This window comes from Arthrobacter sunyaminii, from assembly GCF_018866305.1.
GTDB classification, from domain to species: domain Bacteria; phylum Actinomycetota; class Actinomycetes; order Actinomycetales; family Micrococcaceae; genus Arthrobacter_B; species Arthrobacter_B sunyaminii.
Window position 1 is genome coordinate 2,990,571 of the sequence record NZ_CP076456.1, and the last position, 18,727, is coordinate 3,009,297.

General features: G+C 65.1%; 13 protein-coding genes, 1 tRNA gene and 1 pseudogene. 8 read left to right on the forward strand and 7 right to left on the reverse strand.

The genetic code is table 11. The features are described from left to right. Positions 1 to 73: 73 nt before the first annotated feature. Positions 74 to 2,113: a TPM domain-containing protein gene (locus KG104_RS13455; protein ID WP_207347975.1), complete on the forward strand. Its 2,040-nt coding sequence runs from the start codon at positions 74 to 76 to the stop codon at positions 2,111 to 2,113. Positions 2,114 to 2,218: 105 nt separating this feature from the next. Beyond that, positions 2,219 to 2,959: a PspA/IM30 family protein gene (locus tag KG104_RS13460; RefSeq protein ID WP_104052573.1), complete on the forward strand. Its 741-nt coding sequence runs from the start codon at positions 2,219 to 2,221 to the stop codon at positions 2,957 to 2,959. Positions 2,960 to 3,191: 232 nt separating this feature from the next. On the opposite strand, the gene KG104_RS13465 is transcribed toward KG104_RS13460, so the two are convergent. The 3 genes from KG104_RS13465 to KG104_RS13475 all read right to left on the reverse strand — a co-directional run bounded on the left by KG104_RS13465 (position 3,192) and on the right by KG104_RS13475 (position 7,737). Next, positions 3,192 to 3,268 (reverse strand) — tRNA-Met (locus KG104_RS13465). 70 nt (positions 3,269 to 3,338) lie between these two features. Then, positions 3,339 to 6,344, reverse strand: coding sequence for a UPF0182 family membrane protein (locus KG104_RS13470; RefSeq protein ID WP_207347974.1), 3,006 nt, complete (start codon positions 6,342 to 6,344; stop codon positions 3,339 to 3,341). Positions 6,345 to 6,570: 226 nt separating this feature from the next. Continuing rightward, on the reverse strand, positions 6,571 to 7,737 hold the full coding sequence (locus KG104_RS13475) for a YlbL family protein (protein WP_237687151.1): 1,167 nt from the start codon (positions 7,735 to 7,737) through the stop codon (positions 6,571 to 6,573). Between the two features lie 300 nt (positions 7,738 to 8,037). On the opposite strand from KG104_RS13475, the gene KG104_RS13480 reads away from it, so the two are divergent. Next, a complete protein-coding gene (locus tag KG104_RS13480) occupies positions 8,038 to 9,486 on the forward strand; it encodes a zinc-dependent metalloprotease (protein ID WP_207347972.1) in 1,449 nt (482 codons plus the stop codon). A gap of 46 nt (positions 9,487 to 9,532) precedes the next feature. Here the strand turns inward: KG104_RS13480 and KG104_RS13485 are convergent, their stop codons facing one another. Next, positions 9,533 to 10,174 carry a M48 metallopeptidase family protein gene (locus KG104_RS13485; protein ID WP_104160517.1) on the reverse strand — a complete coding sequence of 214 codons (642 nt, stop codon included), beginning with the start codon at positions 10,172 to 10,174 and terminating at the stop codon, positions 9,533 to 9,535. Between the two features lie 135 nt (positions 10,175 to 10,309). On the opposite strand from KG104_RS13485, the gene KG104_RS13490 reads away from it, so the two are divergent. Further along, complete coding sequence (locus KG104_RS13490; protein ID WP_104052578.1) at positions 10,310 to 11,380, forward strand: ThiF family adenylyltransferase; 1,071 nt, start codon at positions 10,310 to 10,312, stop codon at positions 11,378 to 11,380. Positions 11,381 to 11,388: 8 nt separating this feature from the next. On the opposite strand, the pseudogene KG104_RS13495 reads toward KG104_RS13490, so the two are convergent. Further along, positions 11,389 to 11,695: pseudogene (locus tag KG104_RS13495) on the reverse strand (manganese catalase family protein); the annotation flags it as partial. Between the two features lie 117 nt (positions 11,696 to 11,812). Here KG104_RS13495 and KG104_RS13500 point away from each other — a divergent pair. The 3 genes from KG104_RS13500 to KG104_RS13510 all read left to right on the forward strand — a co-directional run bounded on the left by KG104_RS13500 (position 11,813) and on the right by KG104_RS13510 (position 13,802). Further along, the gene (locus KG104_RS13500; protein WP_181032446.1) at positions 11,813 to 12,604 is read left to right on the forward strand and encodes a GAF and ANTAR domain-containing protein; all 792 of its coding nucleotides are present in this window, start codon (positions 11,813 to 11,815) and stop codon (positions 12,602 to 12,604) included. A gap of 101 nt (positions 12,605 to 12,705) precedes the next feature. Next, positions 12,706 to 13,278 carry a hypothetical protein gene (locus KG104_RS13505; RefSeq protein WP_207347971.1) on the forward strand — a complete coding sequence of 191 codons (573 nt, stop codon included), beginning with the start codon at positions 12,706 to 12,708 and terminating at the stop codon, positions 13,276 to 13,278. 161 nt (positions 13,279 to 13,439) lie between these two features. Then, positions 13,440 to 13,802, forward strand: coding sequence for a hypothetical protein (locus KG104_RS13510; RefSeq protein WP_207347970.1), 363 nt, complete (start codon positions 13,440 to 13,442; stop codon positions 13,800 to 13,802). A 118-nt stretch (positions 13,803 to 13,920) separates the two neighbouring features. Here KG104_RS13510 and KG104_RS13515 read toward each other — a convergent pair whose 3' ends face one another. After that, positions 13,921 to 16,038, reverse strand: coding sequence for an ATP-dependent DNA helicase UvrD2 (locus KG104_RS13515; RefSeq protein WP_207347969.1), 2,118 nt, complete (start codon positions 16,036 to 16,038; stop codon positions 13,921 to 13,923). Next, the gene (nudC, locus tag KG104_RS13520; protein ID WP_207347968.1) at positions 16,035 to 16,997 is read right to left on the reverse strand and encodes an NAD(+) diphosphatase; all 963 of its coding nucleotides are present in this window, start codon (positions 16,995 to 16,997) and stop codon (positions 16,035 to 16,037) included. The genes KG104_RS13515 and nudC overlap by 4 nt, the downstream gene beginning before the upstream one ends. A 141-nt stretch (positions 16,998 to 17,138) precedes the next feature. Between nudC and KG104_RS18270 the strand changes: the two genes are divergently transcribed. Further along, positions 17,139 to 18,623, forward strand: a complete 1,485-nt coding sequence (locus tag KG104_RS18270; RefSeq protein WP_207347967.1) for a macrolide 2'-phosphotransferase — start codon at positions 17,139 to 17,141, stop codon at positions 18,621 to 18,623. The last annotated feature ends 104 nt before the right edge of the window (positions 18,624 to 18,727 follow it).

Sequence of the window (18,727 nt, forward strand, 5' to 3'; positions counted from 1 at the left end):
CCCCCGCGGAGGGACCGAATCCGGCGGAACGAAGCGCAGTTGCCACGCACCACACGATCCTGAGGACAAATTTATGCGGTTGAAGACCATGCGGCTAGCTGCCGTGCTCGGTTTGAGTGTCTCGGCGCTTCTGGTTCCGGCTGCAGCCGCTTCCGCGGTCCCTCCGGTAACCATTCCGCCCGGGCAGTTCCTGGTCGACGACGCCGGCGTCCTGGGCTCAGATGCCGGCGAGGTCAGCACCGCCATCATGGAGGTGCGGGAGGACAGCCGGTACACCCTCTATGTGGTCTACGTGGACGAGTTCACGAACCCCTCCGATCCCGCTGCCTGGGGACAACAGGTGGTCGAGAACGAAAACATGGGACAGCGCGAAGTGCTGCTCAGTGTTGCCACAGAGAGCAGGGAGCTTCAGGTTTCCACTCCCGCAAATACTGAACTGACCGAAGAGCAGGGCAACGCCATCTATGACGCGGCCACGGATGAGCTGTTCGGCAAGCAGACCATTACTTCAGCGGATTGGGCCTCTGCAGCGGTCAGCGCTGCCGATGCACTTGAGTCCGGCCGCACAGGTTCTTCCAGCGGCGCGTCTTCATCTTCCGGCGCCAGCCTTGCTCCGGTCGTCCTCATTGGCGGGATTATTCTGCTGGGCGGCGGCGCGGCCTTCCTGTTTGTCCGCAGCCGCCGCAAGGGCGCGATCGCAGCCGGACCGGATGCTTCGGGCCCCCGGGGGCCCGTGGACCCGCTGGATGAAATGAGCGTGGAAGACCTGCGGAAGCGTGCCGGCAGCCTTCTGGTGGCCGCGGACGACGCCATCAAGTCCAGCGAACAGGAACTCGCCTTCGCGATGGCCTCCTACGGAGACGACGCCGTCAAGACATTCACTGACGATCTGGCAGCGGCGAAGAACCACATGAGTGAGTCCTTCAAGATGCAGCAGCAGCTGGATGACCATATTCCGGATACGGAAGCCCAGCAGCGGACCTGGCTTAAGGACATCATCCGCCGCTGTGAAGCGGTCAACGAGTCGCTCCAGGCGCACAAGGAAGACTTCGACGCGCTGCGTGAACTCGAAAAGAACGCACCTGCGGCTCTGGGTGCGGCCCGGACCAGCGCACAGTCTGCGGGCGGGCGTCTGGCCGCTGCAGAGGCTTCCCTCACCGGGCTCCGCCAGCGTTATGCCGATTCCGCCCTGGCCCAGATCGCGGACAACATTGAACAGGCACGCCAGCGGCTTGAGTTTGTCGACAATGCCGAAGAAACAGCCCAGGCCAAGCTCGACGAAGGAGACACCGCTTCCGCCGTCGTCGCCGTCCGTGCCGCCGAGGAAAGCGTGCACCAGGCCAACGTCCTGCTGGATGCCATCGAGAAGACCGGACACGAACTCGACGCAGCGCGCAATGAACTGCAGCGTGCGGTCGCGGATGCCCGACAGGACCTTGCCCAGGCCCGGGCCTTTGCAGCCAACGGCGCCAACGCCGGACTGGCTGGACCGATGGCAGGTGTGGAAGCGGCGTTGGCCGCAATAGAGCGCGAATCTTCGGACCGGAACAATCCCGTGGATCTGCTCCGTCGGCTGGAGACGGCCAACTCCCAGCTCGACAATGCGCTGGAAGGCATCCGGGACCGGCAGGAACAGGAACGCCGCGCACGGGATGCGCTGCAGCACGCCGTGATGTCAGCCCAAGCACAGATTTCTGGCACCTCCGACTACATCCGCGCCAGGCGCGGCGGTGTCGGCAGTGAGGCCCGCACCCGGCTGGCCGAGGCTGAGCGGAACCTGCAGCAGGCCATAGCCCTGCAGTCCTCGGACCCGGTCAGCGCCCTCGCTTACGCCCAGCAGGCCAACGCGCTGGCCGCGCAGGCAGCTGAGATGGCCCAGCAGGATGTCGACGGATTCGGAGGCGGCTTCGGCGGCGGCGGCGGAATGTACGGCGGCCGCGGCGGCGGCTCAGGCCTGGGCGGTGCGATCCTGGGCGGTATCCTGATCGATTCCATCCTGCGCGGCGGAGGCGGAGGCTTCGGCGGCGGAGGTGGCTGGGGCGGCGGCGGTTTCGGCGGTTTCGGCGGCGGTGGAGGCGGTGGAGGCTTCGACGGCGCAGGCGGGAGCTTCTAGGTTCGGGCTGTAAGCACAGCCGGTCACAGCAGGACGCAACATCAGTGAAGGTGCACCATCAGTTTTTTCAGCAGATTCAGTTCCACAAACCGAAAGGCAGACACCGTGGTAAAGCAGTCAATCTTTGGACGCATCACCCAGCTGGCCAAAGCCAACATCAACGCCATCCTGGATCAGGCCGAAGATCCGCAGAAGATGCTGGACCAGATGGTTCGGGACTACAGCAACAACATCGCTGAGGCTGAGAGCGCCGTTGCCCAGACCATCGGCAACCTGCGCATGCTTCAGGATGATTACAACGAAGACATCCAGAATGCCCGCAACTGGGGCAACAAGGCCCTTGCGGCCTCCCGGAAGGCTGACGAGTTCCGCGCCGCGGGCAACACTGCCGACGCGCAGAAGTTCGACAACCTGGCTAAGGTGGCAATTCAGCGCCAGATGGCGTCGGAGAACGAGGCCAAGGGTGCAGAACCCACGATCGCTTCGCAGGAAGAGATTGTGGAGCGGCTCAAGACCGGCCTGGACCAGATGAAGGGCAAGCTTAACCAGCTGCAGAGCAAGCGGGACGAGCTGATCGCGCGTGCCCGCAACGCGCACGCCCAGACCCAGATGCACGAAGCCATGAAGAGCATCGACGTCATGGACTCGACCTCGGAGGTTGGCCGCTTCGAAGAGAAGATCCGCCGCGAAGAAGCCCGCGTCCGCGGCGCAAACGAGCTCGCTGCGTCCAGCCTGGATGCACAGTTTGAGAGCCTTGAAGACCTGGGCGAGCAGACCGAGGTTGAGGCCCGTCTGGCCGCACTGAAGAGCTCCGGCTCCGGACAGTCCGCCATCGGCCAGAACTAAGCACTAAGCGGCGCTGCCGGCCTACGGGCGGCATTCCCCTGCGGGAGTGCCGCCCGTCTCCGTTTACCGGGGCTTAGCCACCCCCGGCGGAGAAGCGCGAGCCGTCCGTGCCCAATTTCCCATGCCGCGGGTCTGATGGCACCAGTGCCGGGGAACAGGGGAATTCCCGGAAAGCAGAGAATCCCGGCTGGCATCTCTGCCAACCGGGATTCTCTGATGATTCTGTGTTATTTGGTTGCGGGGGCAAGATTTGAACTTGCGACCTCTGGGTTATGAGCCCAGCGAGCTACCGAACTGCTCCACCCCGCGGCGTGATAGTTAACTCTACCCGCCGCGGGGCCCGGCTGCAAATCGGCAGCCGGGCCGCAGCCTCAGCGCGTTAGTTACCCTCGGTGGGCGCGGGAGTCGCACCCTCCGTGGCACCGGTTTCCCCGCCGTCGGTTTCCCCGGCGGCAGCGTCCATGGCCTCCTGTGCGGAGATGGCGCGCTGGATTGCTGTGTTGAGCTTGTCCTGCGCCGCACCGTAGGCAGCGAAGTCGTTGTTTGCCAGTGCCGCCTGGCCTTCCTGGATGGCGGCTCCGGCATCAGCCAGAGCAGCGGCCAGGTCAGCAGCTGCCGTCGTGTCGCCCGGCACCTCGCCGGTCCCGGCGTCGGGGGTCTGGCCAACATTCTCGGAGTCACCGGTAATGGCACCGGAGTCACCGCCGAAGACCTGGTTCAGTGCTTCATCCAGTGTGGGAGCGAAGCCGACCGTCTCGCCGAAGTTCACGAGCACGCGCTGCAGCGTCGGGTAGGACGCGTCACCGGAAGACTGCACGTAAACGGGCTGCACGTAGAGCATGCCGCCGCCCACAGGCAGGGAGAGCAGGTTGCCGTTGATGACCTCGGAAGCACCCTGGCGCAGCAGGTTCAACGCGTTGGAAACCGTCGGGTCCGAGTTGAACCGGTTCTGGGCCTGGCCGGGACCGGGGACCACGGTGTCGGTGGGCAGCGACAGCAGCCGCAGCTTTCCGTAGTCCTCGCTCTTGACGCCCGCCTCGCCCGTTCCGGCATCAGCTTCGGCTGACAGGAAGCCGTACAGCACGTTGCGGGCTTCACCGTTGGGCGAGACAAACGGAATAAACGGAGTGGTCAGGGAGAACGCTGTGTCATCCTGGCCCGGCATCTGCAGGGACAGGTAGTACGGAGGCTGCTTCACCTCGGCGTTGGCCACAGTGGGATCGTTCGGCACGGACCAGGCGTCGTCGTTCTTGAAGAACGAGTCCGCGTTGGTGACGTGGTACTTGCCCATCAGCTCACGCTGGACCTTGAACTGGTCCTCCGGGTAGCGCACGTGCGACATCAGCTCGGCGGACATCTCGCTGTACGGCTTCAGCGTGGACGGGAAGACTGCCTGCCAGGACTGCAGCAGCGGATCCTTGTCGTCCCAGGCGTACAGGGTGACGGAACCGTCGTAGGCATCGACGGTGGCCTTGACCGCGTTGCGGATGTAGTTCACCTTGTCCGCCGGAAGGGCTGCGGCACCCGTGGTGAGGGAGTCAGTGGTGGCTGCCTGCAGTTCCTGCTGGGTGGAGTAGGGGAAGTACTTGCTGGTGGTGTAGCCGTCCACGATCCACTGGACCCGGCCGTCGACGATCGCCGGGTAGGCGTTGCCGTCCACCGTCAGGTAGGGAGCAACCTTTTCGACGCGTTCGCGGGGATCGCGGTCGTAGAGGATCTGGGACTCGGGGTTGATGGCGTCCGAGAGCAGCATTTCGGTGGACTGGAACTTGATGGCGTAGACCAGCTGGTTGAACAAATTGCCCACGCTGGGTCCGCCGTCGCCGTCGAACGTTGTCTGGGACTCGGTGTCCGAGTCGCCCGTCTGCGGGCGGTCGATTTCCTGCGGTGCCGAACCCTCGGGTGCACCGACCACCGAGTAGTCGGGTGAGGATTCGCCGAAGTAGATCCGGGGTTCGTAGTCCCCCAGCACGCCGCTGGAGGGGATGCCGGATTCCATGAAGCTGGGCTTGCCGTCGGCCTGGACCGTTGATCCGCGGGCCGCTACGACGCCGTAGCCGTGCGTATAGAGAATGTGTTCGTTGACCCAGCCGTCGGGAACGCCGTCGATGTTCAGTTCACGGACTGCAATCACCGTGTCCTGGGTTTCGCCGTCGATGTCGTAGCGGTCCACGTTCAGTGTTTCCGGGAACTGGTAGTACTGACGGAACTGCTGCAGCTGCGAGAACGCCGGGGACACGACGTTCGGATCCAGCAGGCGGATGTTGGAGGTGGTGCCTGAATCAGCGGCCAGCGCGCCGGCATTTGCCTCAACCGTGGCCTTGTAGTCGATGACTTCTGTTTCATCCAGGCCGTAGGCCTCACGCGTGAGATCAATGTTGCGCTGGATGTAGGGCGCTTCCTTGCTGAGCTCGGAGGGCTTTACCTGGTACTGCTGCACAATCCACGGGTAAACGCCGCCGGCAACAATGGCCGTGATGATGAGCATGGCCGTACCGATGATCGGCAGGCGCCACCGGCCGATGACCGCAGACACGATGAAGAGCAGCGCCACGATGACCGAGGCAACGGTGAGGATGGTCTTGGTGGGGATGACGGCTTCGACGTCGGTGTACAGGGCACCGGTCCAGGTCCCCGAGGTGCTCAGCAGGGTGTCGTAGCGGTCCAGCCAGAAGTTGGCGGCCTGCAGGAGCAGGAAGCTGGCCGCAATGACGGCAATGTGGATTCGCGCCTGGCGGGAGGTGAAGATGCCCTTTTCCTCCAGGCGGATGCCGCCGTAAAGGTAGTGGGTCAGCAGCCCGGCGATGCCCGAGATGACGACGACGCTGATGAGGAAGCCGACGATGAAGCCGATGAACGGCAGCTGTGTGAGGTAGAAGCTGAAGTCCAGGCCGAACTCGGGATCCTGCTGGCCAAAGTTGCGGCTGTTGAAGAACAGCAGCGCCTGCTGCCACATGGACATGGCGGCGGTGCCGGCGAACCCGCCAACGACGACGGGGATGCCGATCATCAGAAGCTTGCGGACAGGCTCAAGCTGGGCCTGGTAGCGGTTCAGGTTGTCCTGCAGTGCGCTGTCCGGGGCATAGACAGGCCGTGAGGCGTACGCGGCCCTAATGCTCAGGAAGACACACGCGGCCATCACGATGAAGGCACTGAGGAACATCGCGATTCGCGTCAGGTTTTCCTTGACGAAGACTTCGAGGTAGCCCAACTGGTTGTACCAGAGGACGTCCGCGTAGACCTGGGAGAAGTAGACGAATCCAATTACGAGGATCGCCACAACAATCAGTGTGGCAATCAGCGGGCTCGGTCCGCGCCGCTTGCCGGGGCGGGCGCCCGCGCTGGGGCTGGGTCGGGAAAATGGGCCATTAGGTCCGGAAGTCACTGTTACCTCATCGTTCGGTGCGTCGGTCCACGGCGCCTGCAACGGGTATTACAGGACATTTTTTCGTCCCCTTTGCAAGTTGCCGTGCTTTCTCATTCTGCCTTGTCTTTATTGCGGCGGGCCACCTGCCGGGCCTATCGGCAAGAACCTTTTCAAGATCGTGATGGGCCGCCCGGAAAATCCGGCGCCGTTTGGCAGCTATATTGCCGCCTTTTCCTGTCCGTCCCTAGTCCACCGAGCACTGTGCCAGACCGGCCGGGTCTGCCCCGGCGGCCAGATCCTCGACGGCGCTGCGGGCCTCATCCAGCGTGGCCACCCGGACCACGGCCAGCCCGTCCGGGATGTTCCCCACCACTTCACCACAGTTGTCGGCCGGTGCGAGGAAGAACTGCGCGCCGGCGTCGGAGGCGCCCTCCATCTTCTGGGCAATTCCGCCAATGGCCCCGACCTTTCCAGCCGAGTCAATGGTTCCGGTTCCGGCAAAGTGCTTCCCTCCCGTCAGCTCTTCGGGGGTCAGCCGGTCAATGATGCCCAGGGCAAACATCATGCCGGCGGACGGGCCGCCCACGTTGTCCAGGGCGATGCTGACGTCGAAGGGGAACTCGAAACTCGTGGCGAGATAAATGCCGAGCTGATAGGAACCGGCATCACCGGGAGCGGGGGTAAGCGCCGCTGCCTGTTCCTCCCCGTCGCGCCGGTAGGTGACGTCCACCGGATCGCCGCCGCTTTCCTGCAGTTTGGTGCGGAGGGTGTCGATCCCGTCAATATCGGTGCCGTCCACCCTGATGAGGGTGTCTCCGGTCTGCAGCACGCCGGCGGCCGGCGAGTCCTCCACGAGATCCGCCACGGCGAGCTCCTCGGTGAAGGCGATGTCCAGTTCGCGCAGTGCCGCAGCAACGGCTGCCTCCTGGGAAGAGGTCATGGCTGCTGCATTCTGCTCATCAACCTCCTCGCCGGTGGTTCCGCGGGGGTAGACAAACTCCTCGGGAACCACTGAGTCTTCCGGGCTCAACCAGGCTCCAACGGCTTCCAGAAAGCTCATGGCGCTGCCCGGACCACCGGCAACATAGACCGTGGTGAGGTCCAGCTGGCCCTCTGTGGGGTAAGTGGTGGCACCGTCGATCTCGATGAGGGGCGAGTCTTCCCCGTTCCCCGTCTTCACGGTTCCGACGGTGTTGAAAGTGGGGCCGGGCGATTCCACCACATAGGGTGCCGGAAGGAACACGGCAACGGCGCCCAGAGCCAGAGTGAGCGCCCCCGAGATCACCAGCGCGCGTGACCGCGGGTCCCTGTGGTGGGCGTCGGGACGGGACGGCGGCGGCACGGGGCCGTTCCAGTCCGCCGGGTCATGCCCGCCGGCAGCGGGGTCGTGCGGAGTATCTGAGGGGCGCAAGTGGCCAACCCTTTTCTGCTGAGGCGGGAACCCGAGGCAACCCACAGAGGCTGAAACGGCGAAGACTGCCACCCAGCCTACGCCCGCGTGCTCTGCCCTGCAGGCATCCACGCCCAGGCGCTTTGCCAACAGCGAACGAATCGGGTGAACGCGGGACAGGCATACGGGCATGCCGGTAACGTAAGGAAACCATGGTCGCTGTTCGGCGGTCCATGGTCCGGGGCAGTTGCCGGCCGCTGGCCGGCTGACAATTCTGCACCTTGCAATGCACTTCAATCTTCCACAGGACCGGTGGTATCCATGAGCTCCAACCCTTCCGACTCCGGGGATACGCCCCAGGATCCGCTTTCCGAGATGCTTGCCAAGCTCTTCGGCGGCGCGGGTGCCGGCGGCATGGATCCGTCCGAGCTGGCAAAGGCAGCCGGGCTTCCCTCTGACCCCAATGCCATGGCCATGATCTTCCAGCAGGTCCAGGCAATGTTCAGCGCTCCTTCCGACGGCCCGGTCAACTGGCAGCTTGCCAAGGACAACGCCCGCCGTGTTGCTGCGGCAGACAGCGATCCCTCCGTGTCGGCTGCGCAGCGCCGCGAAGTCGACGAAGCCCTGCACCTCGCCCAGCTTTGGCTGGATCCGGTGACGGATTTTGCTTCCACTTCCACGCTGGGACAGGCCTGGAGCCGGGCCGAGTGGGTGGAAGCCACCATGGCCTCCTGGAAGCGCCTGACGGAGCCGGTGGCGGTCAGCATTTCGCAGGCCCTCTCCAACGCCATCACCACTCAAATGCCCGAGGAAATGAAGGTCATGATGGGTGGGGCCTCCTCGATGCTCGCCAATATGGGCGGGGCCATGTTCGGAATCCAGCTTGGCCAGGCCATTGGCGCGCTTTCCAAGGAGGTTGTCAGCTCCACCGATATCGGTCTTCCGCTGGCTGCCGGAACCATGGCGCTGCTGCCGGCCAACGTGACCAAATTCGGTGAAGGCCTGGACGTTCCCGAGACCGAAATCCGGCTGTACCTGGCGGTCCGCGAAGCGGCCCACGCCCGGCTTTTCACCCACGCTCCATGGCTGGGTGCCCACCTCTTCGGTGCCATCGAAAGCTATGCACGCGGCATCCACATCGACATGTCCAAGATTGAGGAAGTGGCCCGGGACCTGGATCCGTCCAACCCGGAGTCCATCCAGGAAGCCCTCTCCGGCGGAGTCTTCCAACCCGAGCAGACGCCCGCGCAGGCAGCGGCACTGGAACGCCTGGAAACGGCACTGGCACTGGTGGAAGGCTGGGTTGACGAGGTCACCGCAGCCGCCACGGTCAATCTGCCCTCCGCCGGTGCCCTGCGTGAGATGATCCGGCGGCGCCGTGCCAGCGGCGGTCCGGCAGAGCACACCTTCTCCTCGCTCGTCGGCCTTGAACTGCGGCCGCGCCGTCTTCGTGACGCCGCCGCCCTATGGTCCCAGCTGCGTGAAGAGCGCGGCATCGAAGGCCGCGACGCTGTCTGGGAACACCCGGATCTCATTCCCACATCCAAGGACCTGGATGACCCGCAGGGCTTCAGCAAGCGCCGTGAGCTGCTCGAGGCCTCGGATTCCGACGTGGACGCCGCTCTGCAGCGCCTGCTCGACGGCGGTTTTGACACGCCCGCCGAAGATCCCGCCGGCTCGGATGAAACACCGGATGACGGCGCGGACGAGGGACCCGGAAACGGTGAAGAAGGAAACGGTTCGGACGAGGGCGAAGCGCCCAAGCCCTGACCGGCCCTGACAGGCACGAATTGAAGAGCCGGGCGGCGGGCGAAAGCTAGTCGCCCGGCTCTTCGGCGCCCTGGTCCTCCTGCATGGCGCCGTCAAGCCCCCGCGCGGAGGCAAAGGCCGCCCCTTGAAGGTACGCCTTGGCAGTTTCGGTTTGCGGATAAGCCTCCAGCAGCTGCCAAAACGCGGCTGAATGGGAAGCCTCAATCAGGTGCGCCAATTCGTGCAGCAGCACATAATCCACCACCCACCCGGGCATTCCCTGCAGCTTGTCGGAAAGCCGAATGGTTCCCCGGGCCGGGGTGGCGGAGCCCCACCGGGAATTCTGGTTGCTGACCCACCGCACCGACACCGGCCGGGCAGCCCCGCCCAGATACCGCTGTGACAATTGGGCCGCACGCTCGGCAAGCTCATTGGCACGGGCCTGCGGATCGGGCAGCTGTGCCGGAGCCGTGCGCTGCTCAAGGCGCATCACCATGCGCTGGACCCACTCCGCTTCCTGCGCCGTAGTGAAGTGGCCGGGGATCGAAATGACCGCTTTTCCGTCCCGGAAGGCGGCGTTCACCGTACGCCTGCGCTTGGCTGAGCGCCGCACTTCAATGGGGATGCCGGTGCTGGTTACCGACGGCACGGCTGTCCCGCCGGAGCGGAGCCGGCGTTGTGCTGAGCGGGGTAAATCTCCTGAAGGCATGTCTTAACCCTAGGCGAGGCACCGGTGTGCACGCGCACCTGTGGATAACCGCTCCCTCTTTCCAACCGCATGCCAAGATGGCTCAGCAGGCCCATCCCGCCCGCTGCCGAGCGGATGTCCCCTTTGGAGGTTTCCATGCGGATCAACCCCGGAATTCATGTCCTGGTGCTCTCGCTGACAGCCCGCCAATTCGGGCTGGGGCCGGATGCTCTGGTGGTCCGCGGGCTGCAGGCGGGTGATGTGGAGTTTTTGGCGGTTCTCCGCGCCGGAGTCCCGGACGGTGCGGAGACTGCAGCCGCCCGGCAGTGCTCCGTCCCGGCACAGCGTGCCCGCGCCCTGATCTCCGCTCTCTCCCCCGTACTTGTGTCGTATGCCGATACGGCGGAGCCGCCCGGGCAGGCTGTTCCGGCGCTGCGCCTCGAACGGCTGGCCGGGGATCTGGACCATTTGTCGGCGTCGTATCGGATGAATGCAGGCGCGTGTGCCCGTTCCCGTGCCCGTGCAGTGGTGGAGGTCAGCGGGCTAAGCCGCACCGGCGCCCTTCTTGCCCGCACTCTGGCCGGCGCCGGCGTCGGCACCTTGGTCCTGAGCGACCCCGGAGTGGTGCTGCCCTCCGATGTGGGCGCCGCCTATCCCCTCACTGATCTGGGAATGGGACGTGCGCAGGCAGTGAAACGGCACATTTACCGGTTGGATCCCACCGTGCAGGTTCTTCCCACCACCAGCCCGGAGCAAAGTCTGCGGGCGGGGAACCTGGACCTGGCGGTCGTGGTCGGCGGCCCACCCATTGCCGGACGCCAGACGGGCCTGCCAACGCGGGAACACCCCCTCCTGAGCGTGACTGTCCATGAGGCGGGCATAGACGTCGGGCCGCTGGTGGTTCCGGGGCTGACACCGTGCCTGGAATGTCTCGAGCTGCAGCTCATCGACGGCGACAGCACGTGGCACGACGCATCGGAGGCCTTGGGGCGGCAGCAGGTGGAGGCCAGGCCCGCCGGCGAGGAAACAGCCGGAGCCGTCTCTGCCGCCGGTACCGCTGCTGCCCAGGTGCTGTCCTTTCTGGACGGCGTGGTGCAACCGGTGACTTGGTCCGCTGTGCTTTCGCTGCGGGCGGCCGACGGATATGCCGGCCTGAAAAGACTTGCGTTCCACCCGAAGTGCGGCTGCCGGCTGCAACGGAAAAACACTCCGGCGCAGGCGTCCTAGCGCTTTCTCGGCGTCGTTGCTGACCACACCGGGCGGGCACCGGCTCCGGCCACCTTTTCGGGCAGCTGGGCGATCATGACGGCGAGCATCTCCACCTGCCGCCCGTCTCCTCAGCCGCAATCCCGTAAAATAGATGTCGGTGCTTGCCGGACAGGTGCGAATTCCAGGACTGGAAGCCGTGCTGCATTACTACGGTGATTTCACCTGTCCGCCGAGCAAGTCCTGAAGCTTTCGTGCGTAGACGGCATCCGGCTTATCCGGCGTTGCCTTGAACTGAAGTTCCTGCTTATGAAAAACACTATTCGCCTTTGTCAGGCCCGACAGTTGCGCCTCTGATGCCGACACCGGGCCGGGCCAGTGACTGACATCTGAACCGGCATGCAACTAATAAGCACACTCGGTAACGGCAGTAGGGGTGGAGAGGACCACCAAATGAAACAGATGCAGGGGATGCATACAGAGGTTAGGCATGCGTTCGAGAGCCATGCCGGATCACCCGAGACCCTGGACAGCTTCTTGCTGGACCGGCTGGAAGACGTCATTCTCTCGAGCTGCACCGTCCCGGAATTCCTGCATCGGCTGGCCGTCCTCACGTCAGAGACTTTTTCGACGGACACCGACCCGATACTCACCGCCATAGCCCTGCTCCGGGACCGCAAGCCCGTCTGCATGGGGTTCAGCAGCGAGCCGCCCCCGTCCGTCGAAAAGCTGGAGTATGCCTTTCGCCGGGGACCGGCGAAAGCAGCCGTGAGCCAAGAGTCCACCGTGCACATATCCGACCTTTGGAACGACCCCGCCAGCGGTGCCTACGCCGACGTCGGGCAGCAGCTTGGCGTGCGCTCCCTGATCTTCGTTCCCCTGAATCTCGACACCGAAGGACGTGCCGGGCTCACGCTGTACTCGGCCCGGCCAAACAGGTTCGATGCCGACGCCGTTTCCCGCGCCGAGGCGTACGGCCGCCGGATCCTCAAGCCGCTCCGCATCGCCGCACGCCTGGCGTCGAGGGAGGAGCAGTCCTCGGACCTGAGGGCGGCCATGGAGTCCCGCACCACCATCGATCTGGCCATGGGAATCGTGATGGGACAGAACCGCTGCGGCCAGGACGAAGCCTTCACCATCCTGCGGTCCGCCTGCAGCCGCCGCAACATAAAGCTCCGGGATCTGGCGGCTCTTTTGGTGGCCTCAGTGGGCGAAAGAGCGCCACGGACGCACTTCGATTTCTGACGCAGCCGTCCGTTCCTCCCGATTTGCTCCCGCCAAGGTCGGCCTTCTACGCTTATAGCAGAGGCTCAGCAGTGCGCCCAGGAACTCTTCTTTGGAGACCCGTGGAACATAAACTGCATGTCCTCGTCCAGCTTGATGCCGATCCCGTCGAGGCGGTCCTGCAAGTATCGGGCTGCCTGACGGCCGAAAGCTGCCAGGCCCTGCCTCCCATCGTTCACAAAGCCGCTGCCCTTCTCCACGGAAACCGGATCACGGTTGACCTGACACGGGCACGGCACATCGAACGGGAAGCTGTTGCCCTTCTGCGCAGCGGCACCGGCTTCGGCAAGTCCGAAGTCGTGGTCAAATGCCCGGATCTTCTGCCCCAATGCCCAGCACCGAAAACGGCCCCGCGGGCACACCGGGTGCATCACGAGCTATTCCCCGCCCAACGTCCCTCTGCGCTGTCGTGGATGGACCTGCCGACGGATCCGCTGGACACCGAGGCCCTGGCAGCCCTTCCCCAGCGCACTCTGCAGGCCCTGACGGACCGGGTTTTTCACCAGTTGGATTCCGATCATCCATCTGCCTTCGCGCTCGAGTGGTACAGCGCGCTGTGCGGGGAATGGGCCCGCCGCACGGGACCCGGCGCAGGCCAAAGCACCACGAAGATCTACGACCACGAGTATCCGTAAGTCCCTGTGGCCCGGCACCCGGGACAGGGATAAGGTCAAGGGTTACTCCTTGGGGGAAGGAGTCTTTGGTGTTCTGTCACGCAGCGGCGAATATCCTGCCCAGCGTCTCAGAGCACGTCATCAAGAGCGTTGGGAAACGACAGCGCGGCTAGGGGCAGAAGATGGTCTTCGAGGCAGTTGAGCCGGAGCAGCGGCAGTTGCTCAAGAAAGCGCTCGACGACGCCCGGCTGTGCGTGCCCGATGTGTGGATACAGTACGTCAGCCTCGGCGGCATTGTGGGCGAGTACGAAGTCGATGCCTACATCAACGGCTCTTTGTCGCTTCCTCCGCTGCAGCGGGACATCCTCGCCCATGCCGCGAACGAGCTCATCGACGAACTCCCGCCGCGTCCGCGCGCGCCGTACGGTGCCGACGTCGCCCGCACGCAGGCTGGCGGGCATCCGCTGGAAGACGGCAGGCACCCGCAATCCGCAGAGGAGCAGGGCTACGGACGCGGCCGCGGCTCGAACCCGGGCGAGGGCTAGCGTCCCGATATTCTTTCCGCGCACCAGGAACGCGAAGAGGCCGAAGCGGCAGGCGTTTCCGCGCCGACGCCCGACGCCGGAGACTGCAAACCCCTGTGACGTGACGCTGATGTGCCGGCTAGTTGTCCGCCAGCACCCGCAGCACGGCTTCCCCGTAGCGTTCCAGCTTGGACGGTCCGACACCGGGCAGGGTTGCCAGCCGGTTCAGCGACGGCGGGCGGTCCTCGGCTATGGCTACCAGCGTGGCGTCCGTAAAGACCACAAAGGCAGGAATCCCGGCCTCGGACGCGGCTTCACGGCGCCATTCCCGCAGGGCATCGAAGGTGCTCTCTTCATAGGTCACCGGGCATTCGCCGCAGCGGCCCACCTTCCGCTCGGCTCCGGTGGTGAGCAGGGTTCCGCAAACGCGGCACTTGGCCGGGCCGCTGGATTTGCGCCGTGCCGGAGCCTTGGGCGTAACAGTGCGCTGCAGGTCGCGGGTGGTCTGCGGCCGCAGGCCGTCCAGGAACCGGGACGGCTTGCGGTTGGCACGGCCGCCGGGGGTACGGGCAGTGGACCAGGAAAGATGCAGGTGTTCCCGGGCACGGGTGATGCCCACATAGAGCAGACGCCGTTCTTCATCCACTGCCTCGGGGGTGTCCGCGAAGGAGATTGGCATCAGCCCTTCGCTCAGCCCCACCAGGAACACCGCATCCCATTCCAGGCCCTTGGCGGAGTGCAGCGAGGCCAGCGTAACGCCCTGGACCGTGGGGGCATGCTGCGCGGCGGCACGCTCGTCGAGCTCTGCAACAAAGTCCATCAGCGTGAAGATGGCATCGGGATCCTGTGTGCGGTTGGCGTGCAGTTCATCGGCCAGTGCCACCAGGGCTGCCAGCGACTCCCATTTTTCCCGCACGGCGCCGCCGCCGGCCGGAGCCTCAGGACTGTAGCCCAGGGACACCAGGATGTCCCGGACCAGCTGGGGCACCGGCTCGTTGCCCACTGAACGCGAGGCTGCCCGCAGTTGGAGCATGGCATCACGCACTTCGCGCCGTGCGAAGAACCGCTCCCCGCCGCGCAGCTGGTAACCGATGCCGGCCGTGGCCAGCGCCTGCTCGTAGGCCTGGGACTGACCGTTGGTGCGGAAAAGGATGGCGATTTCCGCGGGCTTCACGCCGTCCTTGATCAGCGCCTTGATACGTTCGGCCACCGAGGCGGCTTCGGCGTCGTCGTCGGCGCATTCCGTAAAGGTGGGCTCGGGACCTGCCGGACGCTGGGCGATCAGTTCCAGCGGCTTGGGCCACGGCGGAGCGAACCGCGAGCGCTCCCCCTCCGCCGTGCGGGCGGCAAGGATCCGGTTGGCCAGTCCCACCACTTGGGGCGTGGAGCGGTAGTCCCGCACCAGTTTGACGATGGGAGCGTTGGGGAACCGGGACGGGAAACCCAGCAGGTGCTTGGACGTGGCGCCGGTGAACGAGTAGATGGTCTGGCTGGAGTCGCCCACCACGCACAGCTCGTCACGCCCGCCCAGCCACAGGTCCAGAAGCCGCTGCTGGAGCGGGGACACATCCTGGTACTCGTCCACCACGAAGTGGCGGTACTGGTCCCGCACCGTGGCGGCCACGCGTTCGTCCTCCTGCAGGATGCCCACGGTGATCAGCAGGACGTCCTCGAAGTCGATGACGTTGCGGTCCACCTTGACGTCTTCATAGGCCTGGAAGATGCGGGAAATGGTGATGAGGTCAAAACCTGCCGGAGCTTCACGTCCCTTGGCAGCGGACACATAGCTTTCCGGCGTCAGCATGGACACCTTGGCCCATTCGATCTCGGCGGCGACGTCCCGGATGGCGGCGCGGTCGGTGGAGAGCCTCAGGCGCCGGGCGGCTTCGGCAATGAACTGGGCCTTGTGGCTGAGCAGGTCCGGGAGCTGGCCGCCGACGGTCTGCGGCCAGAAGTACTGCAGCTGCTTCAGGGCAGCGGCGTGGAAGGTCTTGGCCTGCACTCCGCCGGCCCCCAGGTCCCGCAGGCGGGTACGCATCTCAGCCGCTGCGCGGGCGGTGAACGTCACGGCCAGGACACGCTGGGGCTTGTACACGCCGGTGTGCACCCCGTAAGCCATGCGGTGGGTAATGGCGCGGGTCTTACCGGTACCGGCACCCGCGAGGACACACAGCGGGCCGGTCAGGGAGGTGGCCACTTCACGCTGTTCATCATCCAGTCCGGCGAGGATTCGGGCTTCAACGGTGTCGCCGCTCATGCCTGCGCCTCGACCTCCGGTTCTGTGATCGGTCCTCCGTACCAGCGTTCAATCAGATTCCGTGCAATGGAGATCCCGCTGGCAATCGTAATTTCACCGCTGGCTACTGCCTCTCCCAGTTCTTCCCTGGTGAACCAGCGCACGTCTGAAATCTCAACGCCGTCGGGTGTCGTGGCGGTGTCCTCGGTGCGGGCGGTGAAACCCAGCATCAGGGAGCAGGGGAAGGGCCAGGGCTGTGAACCCAAATACTGCGGAGAGTGGACGGTCAGCCCGGACTCTTCGGCCACCTCACGGATGACGGCCGCTTCCAGGGACTCTCCCGGCTCCACGAACCCGGCCAATGTGGAGTAGCGGTTGCCCTTCCATGCGGCAGCCGAGCCGAGCAGGATGCGGTCCTGCGGGTCGGTGATGGCCACGATGATCGCCGGATCCGTGCGGGGGAAATGCTGGCTGTTGTCCTGCGGGCAGCGGCGGACCCAGCCGCCCTGCTCGGGAACGGTGGCGGCACCGCAGCGCGGGCAATGAGTGTGGGCGGCATGCCAGTTGGAGACGGCAGCTGCCTCCACAAAAAGGGCGGCGTCCAGCTCACCCAGGAGGACGGCGACTTCGCGCAGCGATGCCCAGCGGGCGCCGTCGATCTCCAGCAGCGGATCTTCCTGAGCCAAAGTCACCAGTACGACGTCGGTGCCTGCCGGTTCCTGCGCGTCCGCCAGGGTGCGGCCAAGGTAGATGGGCACGTCTCCGAATCCGGTCTCCGCGACCGGGGCGAGCACCACCTCGGTGCTGTTGATCAGGGCCTTGCCCCCGGCCATGTACATGACGCGGGTGGCGGGATTTGTGCGGATCTGTTCAAAGAGGTCCGCGGCGACACGGCGGTCCGAACCGCGGTCCACTGCTGTGCGGGCCAGCGGCAATAATCCTAATGGGGGTACAACTGCTACCGGTGCTGAGCTGCTCATGTTCCTACCGTACTGACTTGCACCCCCCAACCTGTAGTTCGCCCCCGGACTACCCGCCCGGCTGAGTTATTGCTCACGCATCCGGCGACTCGCCGTGAGCCTATGGTTATTCGCACCACATCTGCCTCTACGGTTGAAGATGTGAAACGCACCCCCATGGAATTGGCAGCAATGGCCAGCGCCGCCGTCCCCGGGCTGGCCCCCACCGGCGTCGCAGGCTCCCCCGACGACGCCGCGGACTTCGACTCCGCCGTCCTTGTCGACGAAGCCGGAAAGCAGTGGCGGGTACGTTCGCCCAAGCACATCGATGCCAGCATGCGGCTGGAAACAGAGCTCCTGGTACTGCGGGCCTTCGTGCCGGCGGTACGGGCAGAGCTCCCGTTTGCCCTGCCCTATGTGGCCGGCACCGTACGGCAGGGTGACCTCTGCACTTTTGTCTACTCGCACCTGCCCGGTTCCACCCGGGACATTGATTCACTCGTAGCCGAAGGCGGGCCGCTGCCCCGCGAGGTGGGGCGTGCCATGGCCGCCATCCACAGCCTGCCGCATGACCTGGTGAATGACGCCGACCTGCCCAGCTATTCGGCAAACGAGTTCCGGCAGCGCAAACTCAACGAACTGGACCAGGCCGCCACCACGGGCAAAATCCCCCCGGTGCTGCTGCGCCGCTGGGAACACGCCCTTGAGGACGTCACCCTGTGGCGCTTCAACCCTTCAGTGGTTCACGGTGACCTGCACGAAGACAACCTGCTGGTTTCCAACGGCCGCATCAGCGCCGTCACGGGCTGGACGGACCTTCGCATCGGCGACCCGGCAGACGACTTTGCCTGGCTGATCGCCGCCAACGATCCCACCTTTACCGACGCCGTGCATGCTGCTTACAACGCCGCACGTCCGGAAGCGCCTGATCCTCATCTGATCCGCCGGGCGGCCCTCTCCGCGGAGTTCGCACTCGCTCAGTGGCTGGTACGCGGTGTGGCAGCCGAAAACCCGGGAATGGTTGCCGAGGCCGAGGAAATGCTCGCCACCCTTGAAGCGGACATTCTGGAGCAGGAAGCCGCGGAAAAGGCCGAGCAGGACGACGCCGAAGCCCTTGCGGCGGAAAGTGCCGCAGCCTACAAGGCCGCCGCTGCGGAAAAAGCCGCGGCAGCCGATGCCGCGGCAGCCAGCCAGGCCGCCGCACCTGCAGTTGTGCTTCCCGCTTCCCATCCGGCTCCGGCCAAGGGTCCCACGGTCAGCGGTACGGTGAGCGCAGGCTCTTCACGCGTCACGGTCATGCCCATCGAGACTGTGCCTGCTAAATCCGAAACAGACGGCGCACAGGATTCAGGCAAACCCCCGGCGGCGGCCACCGGTGCCATTTCCGCGGTTGCCGTTCCGCAGGGCGTCACTTCAAGCGGTACTCCTTCAGCGGGTGCTTCCGTATCAGAAACCGCCTCGTCGAAGGTCACCGTCCTCGACGCAAGCAGCGGGACCGAGGCAGAGTCCGGAAAAACACGGAACGAGGATTCATCCTCCGCCGCACGTTCCGAAGCGGCAAAGCCGGCCGCAGCTGATGATTCACACGGAAAGCAGCAGAATTCGGGTCCTGCGAAAAAGAAGTTTGGACCGATAAAGAAGAAGTAGGTACTGGCGGCCGCATCTGCCCCCCCCCGGCGGGCGGCAAACCCGGTCCGGCATCCGTTGGCCCCTTTGATGCCCCACGGCACCCCTTGATACCTCACACCAGG

Excerpts from the sequence above, each read along its gene's own strand:
- KG104_RS13500 (WP_181032446.1), top strand. The coding sequence starts at position 11,813 with ATGAAACAGATGCAGGGGATGCATACAGAGGTTAGGCATGCGTTCGAG.
- KG104_RS13515 (WP_207347969.1), bottom strand. The coding sequence starts at position 16,038 with ATGAGCGGCGACACCGTTGAAGCCCGAATCCTCGCCGGACTGGATGAT.
- KG104_RS13480 (WP_207347972.1), top strand. The coding sequence starts at position 8,038 with ATGAGCTCCAACCCTTCCGACTCCGGGGATACGCCCCAGGATCCGCTT.
- KG104_RS13485 (WP_104160517.1), bottom strand. The coding sequence starts at position 10,174 with ATGCCTTCAGGAGATTTACCCCGCTCAGCACAACGCCGGCTCCGCTCC.
- KG104_RS13455 (WP_207347975.1), top strand. The coding sequence starts at position 74 with ATGCGGTTGAAGACCATGCGGCTAGCTGCCGTGCTCGGTTTGAGTGTC.
- KG104_RS13490 (WP_104052578.1), top strand. The coding sequence starts at position 10,310 with ATGCGGATCAACCCCGGAATTCATGTCCTGGTGCTCTCGCTGACAGCC.
- KG104_RS13510 (WP_207347970.1), top strand. The coding sequence starts at position 13,440 with ATGGTCTTCGAGGCAGTTGAGCCGGAGCAGCGGCAGTTGCTCAAGAAA.
- nudC (WP_207347968.1), bottom strand. The coding sequence starts at position 16,997 with ATGAGCAGCTCAGCACCGGTAGCAGTTGTACCCCCATTAGGATTATTG.